This window comes from Budvicia aquatica DSM 5075 = ATCC 35567, assembly GCF_000427805.1.
In the GTDB taxonomy this organism is placed as follows: domain Bacteria; phylum Pseudomonadota; class Gammaproteobacteria; order Enterobacterales; family Enterobacteriaceae; genus Budvicia; species Budvicia aquatica.
Genome location: NZ_ATYS01000028.1, coordinates 43050 through 68735 on the forward strand (window position 1 = coordinate 43050; position 25686 = coordinate 68735).

Genomic DNA, 25686 nt, shown 5'->3' on the forward strand with positions numbered 1-25686 from the left:
CATGATTAGCGTATTTGAGATTTTTAAAATCGGTATAGGTCCTTCAAGCTCCCATACCGTTGGTCCGATGTTAGCCGGCACAATGTTTATTGAAGATCTAAAAAGTAAACAGCTGGACACCCTGACCAAAAGTATTGTGACCAATATTTACGGTTCGCTCTCACTGACGGGCAAAGGCCACCATACGGACATTGCGATAATCATGGGACTGGCCGGTAATAAGCCCGACACGGTTAACGTCGAGACAATACCGACCTTTATTCAACACGTTCACCAGAATGGCACCCTGCCGGTTCAGTGTTCAGATAACGTTGAACGGCAGGTTGGCCTGACGCTTAACTTCTGTGATAACGCATTGCCACTGCATGAAAACGGGCTGACCTTCGAAGCCTATGATGGTCATCTGCTCATCCACTCTAAAACCTACTATTCAGTAGGCGGTGGTTTCGTGGTTGATGAAGAAAACTTTGGTAAAGAGCAAACGTCAGAAGTTGAAGTGCCTTATCCTTTTTATTCGGCTAAGAACCTGCTACGTCACTGCAAAGATAACTGCCTGTCGCTTTCCGCAGTCATGATGAAGAACGAAATCGCACTGCACGGCAGAGAAGAAGTTGAGCGCTATATGGCGCTGGTGTGGGAAACCATGAACGGAGCTATTCATCGTGGCATGAATACCGAAGGTGTTCTGCCGGGACCATTAAAGGTACCGCGCCGGGCTTCGGCTTTGCACCGGGTGCTGTTTACCCATGACCGTATGTCGACTAACCCAATGGCGGCCATGGACTGGGTCAATATGTTTGCTATGGCCGTGAGTGAAGAGAATGCCTCCGGTGGCCGAGTGGTCACGGCGCCAACCAACGGTGCATGCGGCATTATTCCGGCAGTTCTGGCTTACTATAACCACTTTATTCAACCTGTTACGCCCGAATCTTATACCCGCTACTTTCTTGCTGCCGGTGCTGTAGGCCTGCTGTATAAGATGAATGCTTCGATTTCGGGCGCGGAAGTCGGTTGTCAGGGTGAAATTGGCGTAGCCTGCTCAATGGCCTCCGCCGGATTGGCCGAATTGCTGGGCGGTAGCCCGGAGAAAGTCTGTAACGCCGCAGAAATTGGTATGGAACATAATCTGGGCTTAACCTGCGATCCGGTCGCCGGTCAGGTACAGGTTCCTTGCATCGAACGTAATGCTATTGCGGCAGTTAAAGCGATCAACTCGGCCAGTATGGCGATGTTGCGCACCAGTGAGCCTCGAGTGTCGCTGGATAAAGTCATCGACACCATGTATGAAACCGGCAAAGACATGAACGCAAAATATCGTGAAACGTCACAGGGGGGATTAGCGATTAAAGTTGCGCTGTGTGAATCCTGATAGACCAGTTCCGTTTGGCCGCTGCACTGGCGGCCAAACGGAACGCCCATCCTAAAAAAACCGGTTAGTTATTTCTTATCTGATTCAAAACTCGACCACACCACATTGCTGCGTGCCGCAGAGGTATACCAGCTATCGCTGTCTAACAAATGGCTGCGTTTAGTCGGCACCACCGGATTATTATCAGAATCACTGCCATCGGCCTTTTTACGAATCCGCACCGGCGCCTTCTCAGCGTCAGGCGTGATCTGAGCATTAAAGGTTCTCATTTCAGAATCAAACAGCACTGATTCCAACTGGTGCAAGCGCCCCAAACCACGCAAAATGCCAATCAGCGTACTTAAGGTCACTGACTCGCCCATCTCAACCCGCTTAATGGTCGCTATACCGACCTGCGCCCGCTCAGCCAGTTCGATCTGAGACAGGCGCATAGTAATGCGAGTCTCTTTAATCCGCCGACAAAGCTCAGAGATTATTTCGCTATCAGACACGGTATCAAATTTCATGGAGGTACCTGAGGAGTAACTGTATCGGGCTACATTATAACCGTTAACCCTAGGCTAAGGACAAATTGATTTAAACAAATGGGACAACTGACTGCGGTAAAGTCACTAATGTGAATGGGGTCTCAATAAACAGAAAGGTTGATCACAGTTATAACACCAAAGCGTTGCTATTTAGCAACAGAAAGGCCGCTACGCCCGGTTGTATCAGGACTCCCGCGCCCTAACACTCATCAAATGTTGTCAATATTCTTAGCCGTGAGTTTGATACATGGGTGGAAATTGCTTTTCTAGCCGCATCCTGATCGCGGATGATGATTGCATCACAGATATTAAGATGTTCTGTCGATGACTCAAAAATCGAATCCGTTTTTACTTTATCTGAGCGCAGCATTCGTAGCCGGTCATAGATAAACGACAGCATTTTATACACCAGCTCATTGTTGCAATCATCCAACAGTTGCTGATGAAGCTGATTATCTGATGCCAGTAATAAATCAATATCTTGCTGGGCAATACCCTTTTCGATATTTTTCTTAATTGACTGATAAATAGAGGTATCATGATACTTCCAAGATAAATTAAGCAGCATGATTTCAATATCAACTCGGATTTGAAAGATATTTTTTAGCTCTTTTAACGTAATTGGCCGGATAGTTTTAGTTTTGTTCTTCGAATAGTCGATCCAACCTTCAGTAATAAGCCGAAATATGGCCTCACGAAGTGGCGTTCGGCTAACGTTAAACGTTGCACAGAGTTCACTTTCAGAGACAGCCCCAACCAGCTCGTTAGAAATTATTTTTGCTTTTAGCTGCTGATATGTTTTTTCGCTTGCATTCATATTGTTATCTTCAAAATAGTAAAATCAGTCAACGAGTAAGTGATCATCCAATACCTGTAGTGTACTCATTATCTCAACACCAGACAGCATATTACGTTATATCAGACTCACTGCTTAATAAAATTTTCACCGTAAATTCAAAGTATTCTCCCCATCTTGTCCGGGCTTTCCATCGCAATATAAGTAAATTCTGGCACAGGCCTGATAACGATAAAATGTGACCTCAATAGCATCCTGACGCTAAATCGATTGTTTTTTCATCATTCAATATTATTGTATTTATATTGTATACAATATGTATTCATAAATATTCACCAATAAGATGAGGAAACAAAGATGAAGATCGTCAAAGCAGAACTGTTCATGGTTGATCTAAAACCAAAGGTAAAGCGTACCGATGCTATTCAATCATTTGAGTCACAAGAAACGCCGATTGTCCGTCTGACAACAGAAAGCGGTGAGGTTGGAGAAGGATATACTTACACTATTGGTACCGGAGGCTCATCGATTGTTGCCCTGCTAAAAGATCACCTTTTACCTAAGCTTATCGGCCATGATTCTTCGATGATTGAGGAAATCTGGAATAAATTACTCTTTTCAACTCATGCAACATCAGTCGGCGCTATTACTTCACTATCACTTGCAGCCATTGATACTGCCCTATGGGATCTTAAGTGCAAACGAATGAACCAACCGTTGTATAAAGTGGCTGGCGGAGCAAAATCAAAACTACAGCTTTATACTACCGAAGGCGGATGGCTACATCTCAGCACCGAAGATTTGGTTAAAGACGCACTGGCTGTGAAAGAAAATGGATTTTGTGGTTCAAAAATTAAGATTGGCTCCCCTAACCCTAATCGAGATATTCAACGGCTTGAAGCAGTACGACAGGCGGTTGGTGATGACTATGTCATTATGACTGACTGCAATCAGGCCCTTAAACTGTCTGATGCCAAGCAGAGAGCGGCACTTCTGGAGCACATTGTGCTGTCGTGGATTGAAGAACCCTTCTTAGCTCACGACGTTGAAGCCCATAAGAAACTGTGTGAGTCCACCACCATTCCGGTTGCCGTCGGTGAATCAATATATTCAATGCAACACTTTAAGGAATATTTACAAGGTAATGCCGCAGATATTATTCAGGTTGATGTCGCACGCATCGGCGGTATCACCCCATGGCTTAAAGTCGCTCATATGGCTGAATGCTTTAATAAAATTGTCTGCCCGCACTTCCTGATGGAACTTCATGTTTCACTCTGCTGCGCCATTCAGAATAGCCGCTGGTTGGAGTACATCCCGCAGTTAGATACCGTTACGCTGGATAAAGTGAAAATAGAGAATGGCTTTGCCTATCCGTCACAAAAACCCGGGTTGGGCATTAACTGGGACTGGGACGTTATTCATAAAGAAACATTAGTAAAATACACCATAGAGTAAATATGGGGCCCAATTCATATTATTGGGCCATAAAAAACACAACTAACCAATTAAATTTTATACTCATTTTAATTCATGGGATGGCTTGCTATGTTTAAAAATAATATAAGGTGGTCATTAGCTATAGTGATGTTCTTTGGCGGAATAATTAACTATATGGATCGGGCATCCCTGTCTGTTATGGCGCCGTTTATAGAAAAAGATCTTGAGCTGAGTGCCACTCAGATGGGAATTGTATTCAGCAGCTTCTTTCTGGGATATGCATTGTTCTGCTTTATCGGCGGGATCTGCGCCGATAAATTTGGCCCACGAAAAACCATGGCCAGCGCGATGGGACTGTGGTCTGTCTTCTGCGGACTAACCTCCTTAGTGACCGGTTTTTTCTCCATGGTTGCAGTACGCGTGCTGTTCGGTATGGGCGAAGGCCCGATGGGTACCACCAACAATAAAACCATTAAAAGCTGGTTTCCGCGTAAAGAAGCCGCTTTTGCGACCGGTTTTATCAACTCAGGCCAACCGCTTGGCGGTGCTTTGTGTGGCCCGATTGTCGGCATGTTCGCGCTGGCATTAGGCTGGAGAACAGCATTCGTTATTATCATGATGATGGGGCTAGTGTGGATCATATTTTGGCTGCGAACTGCCCGTGACATGCCAGAGCAGCACCCTAAGATGACTCCGCAGGAACTCGCTCATATCCGTCAGGATACTCAAGCAGTGGCTGAAGAGCTTAAATCATCGGGTCCCAAACTGAGCTACTACCTAAAACAACGTACCGTATGGGCTATTGCTGCAGGCTATTTCGCCTATAGCTACGTCCTGTCATTCTTTCTGACTTGGTTTCCTACCTATTTAGTTCAGAGCCATGGACTGAATATTAAAACCATGGGATTTGTTAATGCCATTCCCTGGCTTTTCGGTGCCATAGGGCTCATTACCGGCGGATTAATTTGCGACTGGCTATACCGCCGTAGCGGAAAAGCACTTACCTCCAGCAAAACCGTGGTGGTAACCGGCATGGTGATTTCCGCATGCAGTATTATTTATGCCAGCACTATCTCAACGCTCTATCCCGCAGTGATCTTAATGACGTTAACCGTATATGCGCTGTACAACGCAGGCACCTGTATTTGGTCAACGGTGTTAGATACTATCCCGGCTAAAAGCATTGGCAGCGTAGGCGGATTTATCCACTTTATCGCCAACCTTGCAGGCATTATCGGACCAACCTTAACCGGAATAATTCTGGATAAGAGTCACTCATTTCCATTGACCTTTATTATTGCCGGCATTGTGGCAATTATCGGCGCGATGGCAATTTTGATGACTAAACCGATTAGTAGTGAAATCACTGATTCTTAATTTCACCCGCGTTTTCAACCATAAAAAAATCCGGCAATTGCCGGATTTTTTATCTAACACTAATAACTTATTTCACAGGCACAGCTTCAGCATTCACATCCCCAGCTTTAGCTCTGGCGGTCCAGCCGCGATATGCCAGCGGCATAAAGGCCACTGCTACCGCTAACAGCGAAACAAAACCAACATAGTATGCCGGAGCCATATGGCTCTCTTTCAGCCATGCGCCGGTAATCATCGGCGTTAAGCCACCGAACACGGCATACGACAGGTTATAGGCAAATGACAGACCGGAGAAACGAATATGAGCCGGGAATGCGCGGGTTGCCACAATCGGCGTGGTCGCGATAGCGCCAACAAACAGCCCCATCAGACCATAGTTAAACATCAGTTCACCGGCCGCAATACCCGTATGCAGAGAGCTATAGAAGTAGAAGGCCGTAATAGCTAAACCACCCCATGCCAGCGTCATGGTAATGCGAGTGCCCACTTTGTCGCACATCCAACCCCAGAAGATACAGCCGATAGTCAGCATCAGCGTTGCCACACAGTTCGCTTCCAGCGAAATCGTACGGTCAATCTGATACATCTTCTCAACCACAATAGCCGGAGTCATCAGAATGGTTACCACGATGGCAGTAGACAGAGACCACGTCAGTACAGCGGTAATAAAACAGGCTACTTTATGGTTCTTCACCACGGTAATCACCGGCATTTCATTGGCCAGCGCTTTCTTAGCCGCCATCTCTTTAAAGATTGGGGTTTCCTGTAAGAATTTACGCAGATAAACCGAAATCAGACCAAACACGCCACCTAAAATAAACGGGATACGCCAGGCGAAATCATTGATTTCATCACCGCTGTAAACGCGTTGAATAATGATTGCCACGATAGAGCCTAATAAAATACCGCCGGTAATACCTGAAGTTAGCGTACCCACGCCCAGACCGTAACGTTGTTCTGGCGTATGTTCTGCGATAAATACCCATGCACCCGGCATTTCACCACCGATCGCAGCACCCTGCATAATACGCATCAGCAGCAGCAGAATCGGAGCCATCACGCCGATAGAGGCATAGGTTGGCAGCAGGCCAATAACCAACGTCGGCACAGCCATTAAGAAGATGCTGAGGGTGAACATGCGCTTACGGCCAATTTTATCGCCGTAGTGCGCCATAATAATTCCGCCGAGCGGACGCGCTAAATAGCCAGCAGCAAAAATACCCAGCGTTTTCATCTGGGCAATAAATTCGTTATCACCCGGGAAAAACAGGTGAGTCAGCGTTCCGGTAAAGAACACAAAGATTACAAAATCATAGAACTCTAAAGTTCCGCCCAGTGACGACAGCCCCAGGGTTTTGTAATCATTCTTATTTAACGGTCGGGCCTTTGGCTGACCGGTTGTCATGGATGAAGACGATGTCATGTGTGAATCCTGCTTTTAACTATTGTTATTAACTGCTGTTATTAACTGCTGCACAACAAAATGTAGCTCAAAAACTAAATCTAAGGATCGCAAAGTCTAACCCTTGGGCGATCGCTCAGAGGCCAACGAGATACTAAGGCTAGAAATGGAAACTCGTTCAGATGTAATCTGTCGTCGAAAACATTCAGTCCATTGATACGTGGTTAGCAGTGCTTAGCGAGTAGTGTGTCGTGACATTCAGACGTTATAGCAGCAAATTTATGTGGTTGTAAACGGATAGACGGTGAAGCATTAACACTAGAGCTGGCGGGGTTTTGAAGCAATAAACTAGACAGGTATCTAACCGAATTATAATAAGTTGTTACAGGGGCTCACTGCTTATAGATACGTCTTTATAAATCACGTTTTACACGCAATTCACCTTTATCAATTTTTTAGCAGATTGTTCTGCCAATGGTTCAATAAATGACCAACAAAGACCAATCATCAAAATAATTCACTACAAATAATCAGATTGCTGTAACGCTAAACAACGTGAAAAATAGTCCACCGGAATAGAGGATAAACCTAAAAAAACCAATACGGATTTAGATAATAAAACCCCCGTTGAAACCTGCTCTCAACGGGGGTGGTGACTATCCGGCAGCATGGCTATATAAGATTATGCTTCGCGAGCCATCTTCCAAACGCTGGCAATATTTCTCGCCGTAATTCTCAGATTGCGTTCTGCATTCTGCAAAGCCTCCGGAAGTGTAGCCACTTGGGTCAGCACTGAGAATACCGCATCTAACCCATGGTCATGAACAACCGGATGGTCAGGCGTTAATCCTCCTGCCAGAGCAATCACGGGCTTATTAAAACGTTTAGCAGAACGAGCAACGCCAATCGGCGTTTTACCATGGATACTTTGACTATCAATCCGCCCTTCTCCGGTAATCACTAGATCGGCATTTTCTATCAGGCTATCCAGCTGTAACGCCTTAATCACGATATCAATTCCCGGCCTAAGCTCAGCGTTCAACATACCCAGCAGGGCTGCGCCCATACCGCCGGCTGCACCGGCTCCGGCAGCGTGTAATACTGCGTTGCCCGTGACCTGTTCAATCAATGAACCATAGCAGAACAGTGCACTATCCAGAGTTTTAACCATCTCCGGCGTAGCCCCTTTCTGCGGTCCGAAAATCGCTGATGCGCCGGTCGGGCCGCACAGTGGATTATTCACATCGCACGCAACGGTAACGCTAACGTTAGCCAGCCGGGGATCCAGTCCGCTTAAATCAATCGTTGCAAGGCCTCCAATGGCCTCGCCACCGACTTCAAGCTCTTGCCCCTGAGCATCTCGTAATGAAGCCCCCAGCGCCTGCATCATACCGGCACCGCCATCGTTGGTGGCACTGCCGCCAATACCCAGAATGATACGTTCTACCCCATGATCCAGAGCGGCCAGAAGCAGTTCCCCGGTTCCGTGGCTAGTGGTGTATAACGGATTACGCTGAGCGGGTGGAACATGATGAAGTCCGGATGCGGCGGCCATTTCGATCACCGCGGTTTTTCCGTCGCCCATCAGTCCCCAAAACCCTTCTACCGGTAAACCTAACGGACCGGTGATAATCTCGTTGAAATAGTGACCGTTGGTCGCTTCAATCATAGAGATCACCGTCCCTTCACCACCGTCAGCCATCGGTAATTTGACATATTCAGCATCGGGATAAATTTCACTAAACCCCTGCTGGATAGCCGTAGCAACCTGCATAGCAGAAAGGCTTTCTTTAAAAGAGTCGGGCGCAATTACAATTCTCATATCAAACCTACCCTGCTAGCCCGAATACACCAAACATCAACGTCGAAACAGTTGCAATGGTTAAACCAATAATGGTTTCGTAAGGTAATAACTTAAGGCGTTCTTTAATTTGCATGTTCACACTGCCGCCGGTGGCGTGGAAGAAGCTACCGTGTGGCAGGTGGTCCATAACGGTTGCACCGGCATGAATCATTGCCGCACCGGCTAAGGCAGTAACACCAAGTTCAAGCAAGGTGTGACTAAATACGCTGGAAGCAATTGCCGTACCGGCCGTCGTCGACGCAGTTGCCATTGACATAATGGCACCGGAAATCGGGGCCAACAGATAAGGAGGCAGACCTGATGCGGCCAGGCCATCAATCAGCACTTCTTTAAGGCCTGAATTGGCAATAATGCCCGCCAGCGTTCCGGTACCCAATAACATAATGGCGACCGGAGCCATACGAGCTAAACCCGCAGTCATAAAGGCATTACTTTGTTTGACCCGTCCCATACAGATAGCGCCGACTAAACCACCTACCGGCAGAGCGATTAAAGGATCAACGGAAATACCTGCAATCGGGCGTAGTGATAACAGTGCGATGGCAACGAGCGGTGCACTTATCGCAGCTAAAAAACCTGGCTGAGTACCTGACTGATGGGAAATAACTTCGGCAGGATCAACTTTGCTGTCTTTGTTAACTAAGCGCTTAGCCAAAAAGTAAGCCACTATTAAGCCAAAAATCCCCGGTACAACACCGGCCATCATGACTGAGGTCAGCGGCACGTTAAATGCGTCCGCGGCAGCAATTGAGTTAGGGTTGGGTGACATTACATTACCCGCTTTACCACCACCAATCATCGCCAGCAAAATCGCCATCTTAGACAGATCGGCACGCTGAGCTATCGACAGAGCTATCGGCGCAACGGTAATGACTGCGACATCAATAAATACGCCAACGGCGGTCAGCAACATCGTCGCAATCGCCAAAGCCAATAAAGCTCGGGTTTCACCCACTTTGCGAACGACCGTTTCAGCAATGGTATTTGCCGCCCCGGACTCAATCAATACGCCGGCTAACACACCGGCAGCAAGAATACGCAGCACGGCATTGGTGATACCCTGTGCGCCAGTAACCATAAGAGTAACCGTCTGAATCAGATCGGCTCCGCCGACCAAGCCGCCAACCAACGCACCAATCATCATACCGTAGGCTGGTGATATTTTTCTTAAAATCAATACGATAGCAACCACCAAGGCGACTATCGCACCTAATGCAGAGACCGTTGTCATTATTATTTCTCCGTGAATGATATTCGCGGTCAGTATTGTCTTAAGGCGCTGATTTAATCTTGAGACATCCGGCCAAATCGCCGGACGATTTAAGGAGAAAAACTGTAGAATCCTACAAACTAACGTTGTAATTGCATACCAATATACAGCCAAACAGCTTGCTGTAAGTCACTAATTTTTAAAGAGGTTATCTCTTCAATGCGTTGCAGGCGGTAGCGTAACGTATTGATATGGATATACAGACTGGCGGCGGTTTGAGAAAGATCACAGTTCTGTTCAAAATATTGGCGCAGCGTGGTTTGCAAAATACCTTTGTTATCTTCAGCCAGCAGCTTAAGCCATACCTTTGATAATTCCTGAGCCTGCCAGCTATCAGCCAGCCCTCCCAGCAGCGCAGGCAACTGGTAGTCAGTATAAAACACATATTTATTTTTAAGCTTTAGTCGATGCGCCATTGCCTGCGTTGCCTTTGCGGTCTGGTAAGAGCGATGAATTCCGCCTTCGTCAGCAAAATAACCACCAACGATCATGCGTAAAAAACCGGCCGACTCAATCTGTCCTTTAAAACGTTGTAATTCTGCCAGCTCTTGTTGCGGATCCCAGCTGGCCTGTTTAAGCGTAATAGGTTTAAGCACCACCAGTTCATTAAAGTGGGTAAAGGTCACTAAATGATCTCTGACGCTATATTCAAAATAATCAATCAGACTGCGTAAAACTTCACTATCCGGCTGATGCAGTTCGATGATCATGACCACTCTGGGCTGCTGTAAATTAACGCCCAAATAGGAAGCCATTGAATTTAGCGAGGTTGAATGGATATCCTGCAAAATAAGCTGATTAACTAACTCTTCGCGATAGCGTTTATCCCACTGCTTTTGTTCCAATAAGGACATCTGCTCAATAATCAATTCAGCGGCCATTTTGACCAGTTCGGCATAGGCACGAACCTCTGAAGGTTCACCGGATATACCTAAAACACCAATAAGCTGCTCCTGAAAGCTGATAGGTAAATTGATGCCCGGCTTTACCCCTTTTAGCTGGCTGGCAGTGGCACTATCAATTTCGACAATACGATTTTCAGTTAGCGCCAGTACAGCGCCCTCATGACGTTGATGGATACGGGAAGGTTCCCCGGATGCAATGATTATCCCGTGTTCATCCATCACATTGACTGAGTATTGGATAATACTCATCGTGCGTTGAACAATCTGACGCGCGGTAGTGTCTTTAAGGTAGTTGGATCGGATAATGTTCATTTTAATATCTCAGAATGGGGCTAAATTCGGCGAGGAAGCAGTGATACACTCAGGCCGAAATACCCCTGTTTATTATCGGATAGACCCGATAATGTCTTGGTGTAAAATACAAAAATAACAGAAAGAAATTGATGAATATTGTGCATACGCACAAAGGAGTGATTATCCATTGAACAGTAAAAACATTAATTCATGGTAATTAGTTGTAATTTATTGGTTTTATATTGGTTAAATCGCGGAAGGAATAAAGAAGTGGTAGATATGATGACGCTCACGCTTTGGTTAAAAACAACGCGCCAAAAGCGGGGTAGACAAGACAACGTGTGTCTAAACGCCTTGTTATTAAGCCATTATTCTGGGTTTAACGCCTGCTCGAGCGAATATAAGCTGTCAGATACCAGCGCATCCAGCTTCAAAACATCAAGCTGATATGTTTTTTCAATATCACCGAAATAATGCGATAACGTACTCATCGATAAGCTTCCGCTACTGCTTTTAAGCTGATGGGACACAGAGCGTATTGTTTCTACCTCACCGGCCTGATACGCCGATTTTAAACGCTCAATTAGCGGAAGATTATTCTCACGAAACAGTACGAGCCATTGGCTAATCTGAGATTGGCCAAATAGCCGAATATCATCATTGATCTGTTTTCGATCTAATAAATCTACCGGTTGAATAACCCGAGACCTGCCCAGGTGGGTTGATAAATATTCCGTTAACGCTTTAAGGCGCAAAGGCTTACTCAGGAATCCGACAAACCCGGACTGATAACAATGCTCCGGAATATTCCCCAAGATATGAGCGCTAAAGGCGGTCAAAGGTAAATCAGGCACCTGGATTTTCAGCCGGTTAGCCAGTTCACAACCATCAATGTCCGGTAAGTCCAGATCAACCAAAGCCATATCAAAACCATGGTCAGAGGCTGATAGCCGCTCTAACGCCTCGCGGCCGGTACTGACTACCGTCACCTGCACCTTAAGCTGATTTAATAGTGCAGTAGTTACCTTTTGATTAATCAAATTATCTTCAATCAACAGCAGATGATAACCGCTAAACTGCTCAACCGGCTGAGGAGCAGCGTCAGGAAGACAGGCCAGCCCTGCCGATTTGAGAGGAATGCTCACCGTAAAACGGCTCCCCTTACCGGCCTGGCTTTCAAAAGATAAACGGGCATTCATTGCCTGAGACAGACGTTGGCAAATGGTCAGTCCCAGGCCGGTTCCGCCGCGACGATGAGTGAGTTGAGTAAACGGCTGAAACAGCGTTTTTTGCCGATCGGTCGGTATACCAATACCGGTATCAGACACTGAAATTTGCCAGCTCTCCGCCACCTTAAGGCTGCTCAACGTCACGCTGCCTGTGTCAGTAAATTTGATCGCATTGCCAACCAGATTACAAACAATCTGCCACACCCTCTGCCGGTCAACCTGCAGATATTCCGGCAGTGCCGCATCCTGTTCAACGTTCAGCGTTAAGCCTTTTTTATGGGCGGCGCTGCTCATCAGTTGATAAGCCTGCTGAATAAGCTCATCCGGAGCTACCGAGGTAGGCAAAATCGCAATCCTACCGGCTTCAATTGAGGAGTAATCTAAAATATCGTTCAGAATCGACAGCAGGCTTTCACCGCTGTCATTAATAACCTCAATCGCCATACGATCTTCATCCGGCAACGGCTTCAGTAACAGCAGTTCCGCCGTTCCTAAAATACCGTTAAGGGGAGTGCGAATTTCATGGCTCATAGTGGCTAAAAAGGTCGACTTGGCTTTATTGGCCAGCTCGGCATCCTGTCGGGCCAATGTATGTTGCCGCACCAGATCGTTCAGCTCTTCTGTCCGCTGAGCCACCAGCATTTCTAAATAACGCTGCTGATGGTGAAGTGAAAGCGTATTGGTCCGAAAACGCTCAACCAGATAACCAATGGTTTTTAATTCGCTGGCTGAAATGGTCTGGGGCAGCGGGGTTTGCAGATCGCCGTCGAGTATCCGCTGTAGTGCTTCAATCTGCATTGTCAGCGGTCTGGCAACGGAGCGCCATACAATCCGCCAAAGAATAAACAGCAGAGCAACCAGTGAGATAATGCTCATGATAATCAGTAAATTCTGACTGGTATTACGGGCAATACTGATTTTTTCCAGATCCTGTTGGCTACGGGCATTAACCTGCCGGACCAGCGCATCCAGTTCGCTGTTAAACTGAGAAAACAGCAGCAAACTATACTGGCCGGAAAAGCTCAAACGCTGCTGAAGTTCAATACTGTCCCTTTTATGCTGGAACAGTGCACGATAAGCCTCTAACTCGCTAACCAGCGGTAAGAGTAGTGAACGACGGTGAGGATCTTCAACAAACTCAACCCGCCGTTTAACAATAATAACCAACTGACCGAACTGTTTTTCGATGTCAGCCAGCATATCGTCAGATGAGGTACTCACAATCTGCGCCAGTAAATTTGCCACATTCAACGACTGTTCATGCAGTTCGGTCATTCGGCTCTGATGGTCTAAATCAACTTCGACTAAACGGTCCAAAGACGTCTCAACTGCCTGGCGGTTATTCTTTTCAATATCATCATACATGGTGGCGATATTGGCACTCACCGCGGTACTGGCGTTATTTACCTGACTTTTGGTTAATACGGTCATCTGATTAGCCGCAGACGCGATACGGTCGTGAATCTGGCTAAACTCACGGCTCACCGTTAGGCGCTGTTCAACCAACTGGCCTTGCTCACTCAAATGCTGAGACAGCAATTGCTCCTGCTGTTGAATCTTTGAGGTATCAAAACCGGAATCCTGAAGCTGAGATAATAAACTACGAATGCGGATACTCTGGGTTGTCAGAATTTTTCCCTGAGCCTGTCGCTCATCCTCAGAAGTCACTTCATTCAGTGCCTGACCGGAGAAAAGAATATAGGCCCCGGCTTCATTTAACTGAAGTGCGGTCTTCATGGTTGGCAACAGATTAAGCGTACTCTGTTGTTCAATCTGTTTAATATGGCGAAACCCGGCCCAGCCGATCAATGCACTGGTCAACGATAAGATAGCCATAAGAACAAAAGCCAACCACAAACGGTGAGTCAACGACATACAGATTTATTTACTCAGAGTTAAAAATATATTTCCGCCAGTCTATCAGATAATTATTTTGCTGTGTTGTGATCCGTTAATGAATAATAGATCGCCCGCTATGGAAAAATAGCAGTAGTAGATATTTAATTTATGCCTTATTTTAACTATCGGAATTTATCATTCAGATAAGCTGTTTGATTTAATTTATCGATATCATTATCAGTGTGGCTATTTACCCTATGCGCTTATTTACCTTTATTTTACTTTTAATAAGTTTTTCTGTTACAGCTTTTGTAGGGGAAATTAACCTTTGGTCACCCGGATTTTCTTACACCACAAAACCCGAACGAGTTTTATATCAGTCAAAGCCCGCTAATCGGCCGTGGCGCTTATGTGCGCTTTATCCTCATTTGAAGGATTCTTATTGGTTATCAGTTAACTATGGCATGGTTGAGCAGGCTCGGGAATCCGGTATTCAGCTTCAGGTATTTGATGCCGGTGGCTATGACAACTATGCCTTACAGCTTGAGCAATTACGCCAGTGTGCCGACTGGGAAGCAGATGCCATACTGTTAGGCGCGGTCTCTCACGATAAGATCAACGATCGCCTGCCTGAACTGGTAGGAGATATTCCGGTGCTGGGCTTGGTGAATGAAGTCAGCCAGCAAAACATCGCCGCCCGGGTTGGGGTGCCCTGGAGTGAAATGGGGCATAACGTCGGGCAATTTCTGGCTAAGCGTTCTGAACACCAATCGCTTAAAGTATTATTACTGCCCGGCCCTAAAAACCGTGGCGGAACCAGCCTTATCGAAAAGAGCTTTAATCAAGAAATTGCTAACCACAATATCCAGGTCGTCGATATTGGCTGGGGTGATAACGATCTCGAAGTGCAGCGTAACTTACTGCAGCACATGCTGGAAAAGCATCCTGATGTTAATTTGATCGCAGGGAGCGCCGTAGCAATAGAAGCCGCCATTCCTGAATTGCAGCTAAGAAAGCTGAACGGAAAAATTGATCTGGTCTCTTTCTATCTGTCACATGAAGTCTATCGAGGGCTAAAAAGGCAGCGCATCCTGATGGCTAACAGCGATCAGATGGTGCTACAGGGGAGGCTGAGTATCGACCAAACCATAAGGCTATTACAGAAAGAGCCTTTTCTTGCTGATATCGGCCCGACCATACTGACCCTAACCCCTGAAAATATTTCAAAAATAGAGGTTAACTTGTCGCTATCTCCCGGTGACTTCCGCCCGGAGTATGAGGTTTACTCCACATCGGTACTGAATAAGTAACCTTCGCTATGAATCGATGTAAACAATTCGGCGTGAAGCTTATTGCGCAGCCGGCGAATTAATACGTCAATGGTCCGTTCATCCGGGCTGTCATTACGGTGAGATATCATTGACAGCAGGCGCTCCCGGCTTAATACCTGCTGAGGGTAACGAGAGAATGCCAGCAATAGCTCAAACTCAGAGCGAGTGAGCTTAATTAAGTTATCTCCCTGCCACAGCTTGCGCTTAGGAATATCGAGGCGGTAATTTTCAAAGTGAATAATCCGGTCGTTATCCGGTAAGCATGCGTTTTGCTCGGCTTTCTCAACCAGCGAGATGCGCCAGAGTAAATTCTTAACCCTGACCGCCAACTCCCTTAATTCTACCGGCTTAGTCACATAGTCATCGGCGCCCATCTCCAGGCCGACAATACGATCAACGCTGTCCGTCCTTCCGGTAACTAAAATAATGCCAATATCTGAACGTTCTCTTAATTGCCGGGTTAATAATAATCCGTTCTCATCCGGTAAATTAATATCTAATAAAATTAAATCAACGCGTTGCAAGGCTAAAATTTCTCTTAACTGCACCGCATTTGCTGCTTCAGAGACCTGATAACCCTCTTGGTGAAAATAAGCGATGATGCGAGAACGCGTTATTTCATCATCTTCTACTACCGCTACATGCCATTTTCTCATTCGCTTACCCGACCCGTAATATCAATATTATTTATTTTCATATTTTTTCATATTTTATTTCGGCCTGTTCACATATACCCACAACCCTATTCATATCTGAACGCTAGTATATCAGAAATAATAAAAATACCGTCCATGCCATAAATAAGGAAGTCAAAATGAAAAGTCTGTGGCTGAAATTAAAGACGCCCAGTAAGAAATGGTCCGTCCTTACAATTTTGTCGATTGGAATCATTATCGGAGTCGCTGCGATCCTCGTCCCTCATGCCGGTCTGGAAATTACCGGTTCAACAAAATTCTGTGTCAGTTGCCATGAAATGGAAAGCACAGTTTATAAAGAATACCAACAAACAACCCACTTCAGTAACGCCTCCGGCGTGCGGGCCGAGTGTAGCGATTGCCATATTCCACCGGGAACCTTAGCCACTATCGGCCGTAAGCTAGAAGCCACCAACGACCTTTATCAAAAATTTGTTACCGGCTCGATTGATACGCCGGAAAAATTTGAAGCTAAACGGGCAGAGCTGGCTGAGCGTGAGTGGGAACGGATGAAGGCCAATAATTCGGCCACCTGCCGTTCTTGCCATGATTATGATGCGATGGACCACACCAAACAGCATCCCGAAGCGGCTAAACAGATGAAGATTGCCGCTAAAGATAACCAAAGCTGCATCAGTTGCCACAAGGGCATTGCACATAAAATGCCTGATATGAGCACCGGCCTGAAGAAAGACTTCGAAAAACTGGTTCAGGATGCCGAAAAACAGTCTGATGCCGATATCCTATACACGCTGAATCAAAAACCTATCTTTGCCAATAAAGGCGACAAAGAGCCTGAAGGTTCTCTGCTTCCGGCTTCAGAAGTCAAAGTACTTAAGCGTGACGGTGACTGGTTACAGGTCAGCATTGAAGGCTGGACAGAAACCGAAGGCCGTCAGCGCGTGCTCTCTCTGCTACCCGGTAAACGGATATTTGTTTCTACCCTGCGCGGAGAAGTCCAAGAGCGTGCCAAAGTGCTGGATCAAACCGTCGTTAAAGACACTGACGCCAAGTGGAGCAAGCTGAGCACCACGGCATGGATACAAAAAGGTGAGCTGATTAACAACGTTGAACCAATCTGGGAATACGCCGGAACCCTGTACAACAGCACCTGTAACCAGTGTCATGGTGCGCCGGATATCAAACATTACGATGCCAACGCCTGGATCGGTACCTTAAAAGGGATGCTTGGTTTCACCAGCTTAAATACTCAGGAAGAACGCATCTTGTTGAAATACCTTCAGGTTAATGCATCAGACATGCCTAAAGAACAACAAAAATAACGGGACGCAGTCAGGAGAAACCAATGAATACCAAACATAGCAAAGTTAATATATCCAGACGTCATTTCCTATCCGGTATGGGCGCCTGTGCAGCGGTCGGTTTATTAAGCCCGTCACTGTTGGTTCCGGGTCAAGCCCGGGCCAACGCAGACGCAACCCGACTGGTTTTAACCGGTTCACACTGGGGAGCCATTCGGGCCAAAGTGGTTAACGGCCGGTTTGTTGAAGCCATTCCCTTTGAGCTGGACACTCACCCGACAACCATGATTAACGGGCTGGCTGACCATGTCTACGCCACGTCGAGAGTGCGCTACCCGATGGTTCGGGTTGACTGGCTGCGTAAACGCCACCTCAGCGATACATCACAGCGTGGTGATAATCGCTTTGTCCGCGTCAGTTGGGATGAAGCGCTGGATCTGTTTTATCAAGAGTTGGAACGCGTGCAGACTGAGCACGGTCCTTCTGCGTTGCTCACCAGCAGTGGCTGGCAGTCAACCGGTATGCTACACAACCCGGGTGCCATGCTGAGCCGGGCTATTAGCCTGCACGGAACCTCATTAAGTACCGGTGGTGACTACTCTACCGGTGCCGCGCAGGTCATTCTGCCGCGCGTCGTCGGCGCGATGGAAGTATACGAGCAGCAAACGTCATGGCCGTTGGTACTTCAACACAGTAAAACCATCGTGCTATGGGGTTCAGACCCGTATAAAAACTTACAGGTTGCCTGGTGGTGCCCTGACCATGATGAATACGCTTACTATGCTCAGCTAAAAGAGAAAGTGGCCAGCGGTGAAATCAAGGTGATCAATATCGATCCTACGGTTTCATCAACCCATGAATATTTGGGTCGAGATAAAGTACAGCATATTGCGCTTAATCCTCAGACTGATGTGCCGCTACAGATGGCCATTGCCCATACTATTTATACTGAAAACCTGCACGATAAGCGTTTCTTAAATGACTATTGCGTCGGCTTCGAGCAGTTTTTACCTTACCTGTTAGGTACAACTGACGGGCAGCCTAAAGATGCTGAATGGGCGGCAAAAATCTGCGGCATCGATGCCGATGTTATCCGTACATTAGCGAAACAAATGTCGACTGACAGAACGCAAATCATTGCCGGCTGGTGCGTTCAGCGCATGCAACACGGTGAGCAGTGGGCATGGATGATTGTGGTTATTGCCGCAATGTTGGGGCAGATTGGCCTGCCGGGCGGCGGATTTGGCTTCGGCTGGCACTATAACGGAGCCGGCGTACCAACCCGTAAGGGCGTTATTCTGGGCGGATTCTCCGGTGCCACGACGACGCCACCAATTCATAATGGCGACTTCAAAAATTACAGCAGTTCGATTCCAATCGCTCGATTTGTTGATGCCATGCTCAGCCCCGGTAAATCGATTAATTGGAACGGCAAAGCCGTTACCCTGCCGCTGATTAAAATGTGCGTATTTGCCGGTACTAATCCGTTCCATCGCCACCAGCAATATAACCGGATGATTGAAGGCTGGAAAACGCTTGAGACGGTGATCACAGTAGATAACCATTGGAATGCAACCTGCCGTTTCTCTGATATTGTGCTGCCGGCAACCACTCAGTTTGAACGTAACGATATAGACCAGTTCGGTAACCACTCAAACCGCGGCTTAATTTCTATGAAGCAGGTTGTTGCGCCACAGTTTGAATCCCGCCACGATTTCGATATTTTCCGCGATCTGTGTAAGCGCTTTGACCGTGAAGCCGCCTTTAGCGAAGGTCTGGACGAAATGGGATGGATTAAGCGTATTTATCAGGAAGGTGTACAGCAAGGGAAAACCAAATCCATTGCCATGCCGGACTTTGATACATTCTGGAAAGAGAAAGAATACGTTGAGTTTCAGGGTGAGAATCTGTGGGTTCGCCACCAGTCATTCCGTGACGATCCCGATTTGGAGCCGTTAGGTACCCCGAGCGGGCTGATTGAGATCTATTCTAAAACCATCGCATCCTTTAACTACCCTGATTGCCAGGGCCATCCGATGTGGTTTGAGAAAGCTGAACGTTCTCACGGTGGTCCGGTTTCCGCTAAGTTCCCGCTCCATTTACAGTCGTGCCACCCGGATTTCCGCCTTCACTCTCAGCTGTGTGAATCTGAAACTCTGCGCAAGCTCTACAGTGTAGATGGCCGTGAACCGCTGTTTATCAGTCCGAAAGATGCCGCAGATCGGGGCATCAAAAACGGTGATACGGTCAGAGTATTCAATGACCGTGGCCAGGTATTAGCCGGTGCGGTAGTCTCAGACCGCTATAAGACCGGCGTTATTCGCCTGCATGAAGGCGCCTGGTACGATCCGGTTTGGGGCGGTGAACATGCCGGGCTCTGTCGCTATGGCAATCCGAATGTCTTAACCCTGGATATCGGCTCATCTGACCTGGCACAAGCCACATCGGCCCATACGGCACTGGTTCAGATTGAGCGTTTTAGCGGTGAGGCCATCAAGGTTGAAGCCTTTAACGGCCCTAAAGAGATGATTGCTCAGTGTGAGTACGTGCCTAAGCCACAGCAATAAATAACCGGGGCCGCTGTATATCCAGCGGCCTTGGTATTTGGAACTCAAAGGAGTCTCCCATGAGTCAAGATCAACAACTGGCACTTATCTGCCAGCACAGAGCGACTATTTATGCCTGGTTTAGCGGGCTGTTTGCCAAAGAGCTGGACGCCGACGGAATCGCTCGTTTGCATTCAGCAGCGGTCGGGCAGTGGCTAGCGTCACTGGCCGATGAACCTTCATTAGCAGCGGCGGTAAACCAATTCCAGCAAAGCCTCTCTGCTTTAAACCTGCGTCAGGATGCGGTACTTGAACTCTCTGCTGACTTCGCCGGACTGTTTTTAATGCCTAAGCCGGTTGAAACTCAGCCCTATGCCTCAGTTCATACCTCGGGCGATGCTACCCCTAAGTTTAAACAGCAAAGCTGCACCGATATGCAGGCGCAATTGGCTCAACTGGGGCTTAGCCTTAACAGCGCATTTAAAGAACCGGAAGATCATCTTGCCGTTCTGTTGGAGTTAATCAGCTATTTGGCCTACGCCGTTGCTGAGCAGGAAAAGAATAGCCAGCCATTGCTGGTACTACAGAAACAACAAATCGAACTGTTACTCAGTTGGCTACCGGCATTTAGCCAAGCATGCCGTCAGCACGACCCCTTTGGTTTTTATGCCAGTCTGGCTAATATGATGGTGACGTTTATTCAGGCTGACCGGCTATGGCTGGCAGAGAATCAAAATAATCTGGTGCACTAATCATCTATATATTCCATCATCTCCCTGCACATTTTGGCGGTATGGCCGGTTGATCAACGGGCCAGCCGCTGCCGGCTCTTCACGGCTCATTATCGTTACCTTCTACTAGGTTGCCAAAAAATCAGCGCTCAACGCATAACCCCGCCCAGATCTTTATCCAGTTCAGGATGCAGAAAAGTAATCAATTAATTAACACCATGATAATGAGTGGCCGGTTAATATTATTTAGTAACTAATTTTTTGAAAAACAAACCAAAAAGACTTTGGTTTTAGACGAATGAAATGTAATAATTTTAACAATAATTTCAGACCGGACCATATCTCTGGTAACACGCTGTTTTTATAAAACATTTAAAACGTGTTGTGGCAATACTATTGATTATAGTCGCCAAAATAATTTAAGTTACATCGCGACGGCAAGGAAGTGATTCGGGTAAACCAGCACAGCCAACAAAGATGTAGCTTGAAGTACGACGGATATCGCGGTCTTTACCATAAAACACCTAACTATACCCAGCATAATGCGAGTTGCATTGCGGCGGCAAGAGAGCGAGTCCCGATGAGCTTACTCAAGTAAGTGACCGGATGAGCGAGCGCAGCCAACAAACAGGCAGCTTGAAGTATGGCGGATATATCAGGGATGAATGCTATTAGTTAGCGCGTAGGTCGGAACAAATGAGTTTTTTCTCGTTAGACTTTTCCTATTACTTTCTCGTGTTCTTTTTGCTTTATTGGTTACTCCGTCCTTACGTTGTAGTTCAAAACTATCTATTAATCGCGGCCAGCTATCTGTTCGTTTATTCGTTTTCTGCCGGTTCAGCCATTATTCTGCTGGGATACAGCATATTAATTTATTTACTCGGCCGTTTAGCGACCGTCCTCAAGGGCAAGAAACCGGTCTATTTATTACTGACCACCTTGGTGGTGTTGTGCTTTGGCCTGTTTAAATACTATCCGTTCTTTCGCGAAGGACTCCAGAGTCAACTGGCACAGATGGGCTTGGCTGTCGATATGCCGACCCTTGATTTACTGGTGCCACTGGGGCTCTCCTTCTATGCATTCCATTCCATTAGCTATGTGGTTTCGGTGTGTAAAGAAGAAATTAAACCGGCCTCATTCCCCGACGTTATTCTTTATCTCTGTTTCTTACCCAGCCTGGTTGCCGGTCCGATTAATCGGGCTAAAATCTTCCTGCCACAAATTCATCCGACAGAGCCCCGCGAGTTATTAGATATTAACCGGGCCATTGCCCTGATTGCGTGGGCGATTGCCAAGTTATTCTTATTCAGTGCTTTTCTGGCAGATAACTATGTTAATGGCGTTTTTGAAGCGCCAGACAGTGCTAATCCGTTGCAGGTTCTTATCGCCATTTATGCCTATGCGTGGCAGATTTATTTTAACTTTTCAGGCTATACCAATTTAGTCACCGGACTGGCCTTGCTGCTTGGTTTCCAGGTACCTAAAAACTTTAGCTCGCCTTATTTATCTCAGAACTTGCAGGAGTTCTGGAAGCGCTGGCACATCAGCCTTTCATTATTTATCCGCGACTACGTCTACATTCCGCTGGGCGGAAACCGCAACGGGTTTATGCGTAAAAACGCCAACCTGATGGCGGCGATGGTTATTTCAGGCATCTGGCACGGAGCCGGAATCAATTTCATTCTGTGGGGCGCGTTGCACGGTCTGGGGCTGATTTTATATAATATTAAAAATAAATTTCGACCAACGCCGACAAATAGCCATGGGGCATCAAACCTGCTTGCCCGCCTGCTGACCTTTCATTACGTCTGCTTTGCATGGATATTCTTCCGAGCCAGCGACTTCGGCAGCGCCAGCGTTATGCTCAATAAACTCACTGATATTTCACTAACATCACTGGTATCTGACAGCAACGCCGTGATTGTTTGGCTATTTATCATCTTGGTCTCAGTTTACCCGCAGTGGGCTCGTATCAAAGCGTCATTAGTCAGCACGGTAGAAAAACTCCCTTGGTACGCTTATCCGATTCCATTGGTGGCCTTTTTAACGCTCGTATTTATGTTCGCTCCAGCAGGGGTTCCGGGGTTTATTTATGCCAACTTCTAACTATGGTGATGTCTTAGGCAGAGCCTACAAAGTGGTCTATATCCTGTTGGTCACTGCGGTAGGGTTAGTCTGGCTCAATCAACAGTCGTTATCTCTGTACTGGCAGCAGCAGTTTCATCAACAGAGCCCGTGGTCACGGCTAGAGAATCCGCTGTGGACCAGCGGCGGGCGGCTGACCAATGCCTTTTCAGCGGCGAAGCAAACTTTTATCGTTACCCTCAGGGGCGATACGCTAACGGATAGCGCAGAAGCACCCGGTGATTCTGATAACCAGCAGGAAACAGCCCCCCCTCACGCTGAACTTCAGCTCAGCGATATTGGCTGCCAATGGGACGCCGCGGAGAAAAGAGAAAACCTGTTCTACCCGATACCCAAATTCGCCAATCTTATGGCGCTTACCGAAGAGCGTGATTCAGCGCTTATCAGCGAGCCGGATATTGCGAATCTGGGTACCGACGCTCTGGTAGAAAACACTAATCGAATCATTCCCGGTCAGCCCATCACTTTACAACCTCAAAGCAAAGTTCTGTTTGTCGGAGACTCCATGATGCAGGGTGTTGCGCCCTACATGATGAAAAGCTTAACCACAAATTACAGCATTAAGAGTATCAATCTGAGTAAGCAAAGCACCGGCCTTGCCTATCCGGGATTCTTTAACTGGCCCAAAACCATTGCTGATACGCTGGAAAAGAATCCGGATATCCACCTGATGGTGGTGTTTCTCGGGCCAAACGACCCATGGGATATGCCACCGAAGAAAGGCGCTAAGTTCTACAAATTCAAAAGCGAAGAGTGGGAACAGCTTTACCGTAGTCGGATAGAGGATATTCTGGCACAGGCCCGGCTGCGAAATGTTAACGTTATTTGGGTCGGACCGCCCAATATGCGTAAAAAAGCCCTTTCTGATGGAATAAACTACCTGAATAATCTCTATCAGTCAGAGGTTAATCTTGCTGAACAACTTTACATCCCGGTCAATGATATATTTAAATATCAGGATCAGGCCTACTCAGACTACCTGGAAATCGACGATCGTAAAGTCAAACTGCGTAGTGATGACGGCACTCACTTTACCCCGATGGGGCAAAAAATGATTGCTGAGCGTATACTCTCCTTTGTCATGGTGGATAAACCGACTGAAGAAGAAACAAAATTAGCAGAGAACAAATGAATAAAATTGCAACAAACAGGGGTTTCGCAAGGATGTTAGTCAGGCTGACGGCCTTGGCTTTCGTTCTGCTGGCGGTTTCATGCCATAACCCACAGACCGAGACTAAATCTCATCCGATGAATGCCGGCGTCCAATATCAACAACTCACAAACTTTGGTGATGCCAATCTGGGCCTGTTATCGGACAAGTTAACCAACACGGCGAATAAAAGCGTCCATATCGTCCAGTTAGGCGATTCCCATACCGCGGCAGACTTCTTTACCGGCGAATTAAGAAATCTTTTTCAGAGACAGTTTGATAACGGCGGAATTGGCTTTGTGAATCCGGTCGCCGTTCCGGGGCAACGCTATTCCCATATTATGTTTAGCCATGACAAAAAAGCATGGAACATACTGAGCAGCCGTAAAGATAAGTCAGACTATTTTCCGCTTGGCGGTTTTATTGCTGAACCTACAGCAGCACAAAGCAACGTTAGCATGAAATTACGTACCGCTGATGCTCAGCCCTATCAGGCTCAGGCACTGTATGCAGCACAAAGCGATAGTCAGTTTGCCTTGAACTCAAACAGCGTGTCTCTGCCGGCTACCAGCGGCCAATGGCGCTTGTCACCGCCTCAGCAGGTTTCATTTCCACTGAGTGCAACCTTCAGCTCAGGTCAGGGCGTTAAGCTTGGCGGCTGGTTTATTACCCGTGAAAAGCCGGGCGTTATTGTCTCAGCGTTGGGAATTAACGGCGCAACGCTGTCGATGGTAGATAAATGGCAGAGCCAATGGATCGATACCCTGGCCCAAACTAAGCCTGATATGATTATTTTGGCCTACGGCACCAACGAAGCATTTAACGATACGTTGGATCTGACGCGCTACCAGCAACAGCTGGAGCAAAAAGTCGCCCAGCTTCGTCAGGCGATGCCGCAAGCCGTTATTTTATTAGTCGGCCCGAGTGACAGCATCAAAAACAAAAACCAGTCCGGATGCCAGCAAATGCAGCCTCAGTTACTCAGCCAGATCGTTGAAATTCAACGTCAGGTTGCTCAAAATAATAAAGCGCTGTTCTGGGACTGGCGCGCCTTTATGGGCGGTGAGTGCTCGATTCAAAACTGGGCGGCCGATGGCAATGCCAGACCTGACTTGGTTCACCTGTCACAGGATGGATACAAGAAAAGTGCAGATGCGATGTATCAGCAACTTATGCACGGACTAGGATTAGTACCGGGGATTTGGGCTCGCGGGCTTCCGACCAGGCTGGTGCAGTAATTCAAAGCAGGATACTAGCCCCGACTCAATAGAAAGCACATCTCGGCAGTGAGAGCCGTGCTTGTCAGTTAAGTATTTCAATATCATATAAGCCAGCGATATCGTCACCCCGTTGAAAAACCTGTCTCTTATACACAAGTCCCCGACCTATTCGTTGGGGATTTTTTTGAACTTTTTCTCTGTCTGTTGATCTTTCTTTATATTTCCTCTCATTCTTGATTTTAAAATGTTACTTTCTGACTGCTATTCATGGGCTAAACAGGTTTTCGGGCTGGC

General features: G+C 47.0%; 18 protein-coding genes. 10 read left to right on the forward strand and 8 right to left on the reverse strand.

The features are described from left to right. The first annotated feature begins 1 nt into the window (after position 1). Positions 2 to 1369, forward strand: coding sequence for an L-serine ammonia-lyase (locus tag YWE_RS0112480; protein WP_029094842.1), 1368 nt, complete (start codon positions 2 to 4; stop codon positions 1367 to 1369). 68 nt (positions 1370 to 1437) lie between these two features. On the opposite strand, the gene YWE_RS0112485 is transcribed toward YWE_RS0112480, so the two are convergent. Together YWE_RS0112485 and YWE_RS0112490 are read right to left on the reverse strand one after the other, a co-directional pair. Then, the gene (locus tag YWE_RS0112485) at positions 1438 to 1875 is read right to left on the reverse strand and encodes a helix-turn-helix domain-containing protein (RefSeq protein ID WP_029094843.1); all 438 of its coding nucleotides are present in this window, start codon (positions 1873 to 1875) and stop codon (positions 1438 to 1440) included. Between the two features lie 220 nt (positions 1876 to 2095). Continuing rightward, positions 2096 to 2713, reverse strand: a complete 618-nt coding sequence (locus tag YWE_RS0112490) for a GntR family transcriptional regulator (RefSeq protein WP_029094844.1) — start codon at positions 2711 to 2713, stop codon at positions 2096 to 2098. 336 nt (positions 2714 to 3049) lie between these two features. Here YWE_RS0112490 and YWE_RS0112495 point away from each other — a divergent pair, with 336 nt between their 5' ends. Next, on the forward strand, positions 3050 to 4150 hold the full coding sequence (locus YWE_RS0112495; RefSeq protein ID WP_029094845.1) for a mandelate racemase/muconate lactonizing enzyme family protein: 1101 nt from the start codon (positions 3050 to 3052) through the stop codon (positions 4148 to 4150). Positions 4151 to 4240: 90 nt separating this feature from the next. Next, positions 4241 to 5509, forward strand: coding sequence for an MFS transporter (locus YWE_RS0112500; RefSeq protein WP_029094846.1), 1269 nt, complete (start codon positions 4241 to 4243; stop codon positions 5507 to 5509). A gap of 67 nt (positions 5510 to 5576) precedes the next feature. On the opposite strand, the gene YWE_RS0112505 is transcribed toward YWE_RS0112500, so the two are convergent. From YWE_RS0112505 to torS, 5 genes are all read right to left on the reverse strand, one after another. Continuing rightward, a complete protein-coding gene (locus tag YWE_RS0112505) occupies positions 5577 to 6932 on the reverse strand; it encodes an MFS transporter (protein ID WP_029094847.1) in 1356 nt (451 codons plus the stop codon). 661 nt (positions 6933 to 7593) lie between these two features. Continuing rightward, positions 7594 to 8733 (reverse strand): glycerate kinase, encoded by a 1140-nt coding sequence (locus YWE_RS0112510; protein WP_029094848.1) that lies wholly within the window; start codon positions 8731 to 8733, stop codon positions 7594 to 7596. 7 nt (positions 8734 to 8740) lie between these two features. Then, positions 8741 to 10006: a GntP family permease gene (locus tag YWE_RS0112515; RefSeq protein ID WP_029094849.1), complete on the reverse strand. Its 1266-nt coding sequence runs from the start codon at positions 10004 to 10006 to the stop codon at positions 8741 to 8743. A gap of 119 nt (positions 10007 to 10125) precedes the next feature. Then, a complete protein-coding gene (locus tag YWE_RS0112520) occupies positions 10126 to 11262 on the reverse strand; it encodes a sugar diacid recognition domain-containing protein (protein WP_029094850.1) in 1137 nt (378 codons plus the stop codon). A gap of 350 nt (positions 11263 to 11612) precedes the next feature. Beyond that, on the reverse strand, positions 11613 to 14348 hold the full coding sequence (gene torS / locus YWE_RS0112525; protein WP_036015925.1) for a TMAO reductase system sensor histidine kinase/response regulator TorS: 2736 nt from the start codon (positions 14346 to 14348) through the stop codon (positions 11613 to 11615). Between the two features lie 221 nt (positions 14349 to 14569). Here torS and torT point away from each other — a divergent pair, with 221 nt between their 5' ends. Beyond that, positions 14570 to 15622, forward strand: coding sequence for a TMAO reductase system periplasmic protein TorT (gene torT, locus YWE_RS0112530; RefSeq protein ID WP_029094852.1), 1053 nt, complete (start codon positions 14570 to 14572; stop codon positions 15620 to 15622). Here torT and torR read toward each other — a convergent pair. Next, positions 15595 to 16299: a two-component system response regulator TorR gene (torR, locus tag YWE_RS0112535; protein ID WP_029094853.1), complete on the reverse strand. Its 705-nt coding sequence runs from the start codon at positions 16297 to 16299 to the stop codon at positions 15595 to 15597. The two genes, torT and torR, sit on opposite strands and share 28 nt — an antisense overlap. A 158-nt stretch (positions 16300 to 16457) precedes the next feature. On the opposite strand from torR, the gene torC reads away from it, so the two are divergent. The 6 genes from torC to YWE_RS27210 all read left to right on the forward strand — a co-directional run bounded on the left by torC (position 16458) and on the right by YWE_RS27210 (position 25410). Then, positions 16458 to 17621, forward strand: a complete 1164-nt coding sequence (torC, locus tag YWE_RS0112540) for a pentaheme c-type cytochrome TorC (protein ID WP_029094854.1) — start codon at positions 16458 to 16460, stop codon at positions 17619 to 17621. A gap of 23 nt (positions 17622 to 17644) precedes the next feature. Then, positions 17645 to 20167, forward strand: coding sequence for a trimethylamine-N-oxide reductase TorA (gene torA / locus YWE_RS0112545; protein WP_029094855.1), 2523 nt, complete (start codon positions 17645 to 17647; stop codon positions 20165 to 20167). A gap of 59 nt (positions 20168 to 20226) precedes the next feature. Then, entirely contained in the window at positions 20227 to 20898 is a 672-nt protein-coding gene (torD, locus tag YWE_RS27205; protein WP_036015928.1) for a molecular chaperone TorD, read from the forward strand. Positions 20899 to 21573: 675 nt separating this feature from the next. Beyond that, positions 21574 to 22983, forward strand: coding sequence for an MBOAT family O-acyltransferase (locus tag YWE_RS0112560; protein ID WP_029094856.1), 1410 nt, complete (start codon positions 21574 to 21576; stop codon positions 22981 to 22983). Beyond that, positions 22970 to 24154, forward strand: coding sequence for an SGNH/GDSL hydrolase family protein (locus YWE_RS0112565; protein ID WP_029094857.1), 1185 nt, complete (start codon positions 22970 to 22972; stop codon positions 24152 to 24154). Before YWE_RS0112560 ends, YWE_RS0112565 begins: the two co-directional genes overlap by 14 nt. Before the next feature lie 32 nt (positions 24155 to 24186). Then, the gene (locus YWE_RS27210) at positions 24187 to 25410 is read left to right on the forward strand and encodes an SGNH/GDSL hydrolase family protein (protein WP_071605867.1); all 1224 of its coding nucleotides are present in this window, start codon (positions 24187 to 24189) and stop codon (positions 25408 to 25410) included. Positions 25411 to 25686: the final 276 nt, after the last annotated feature.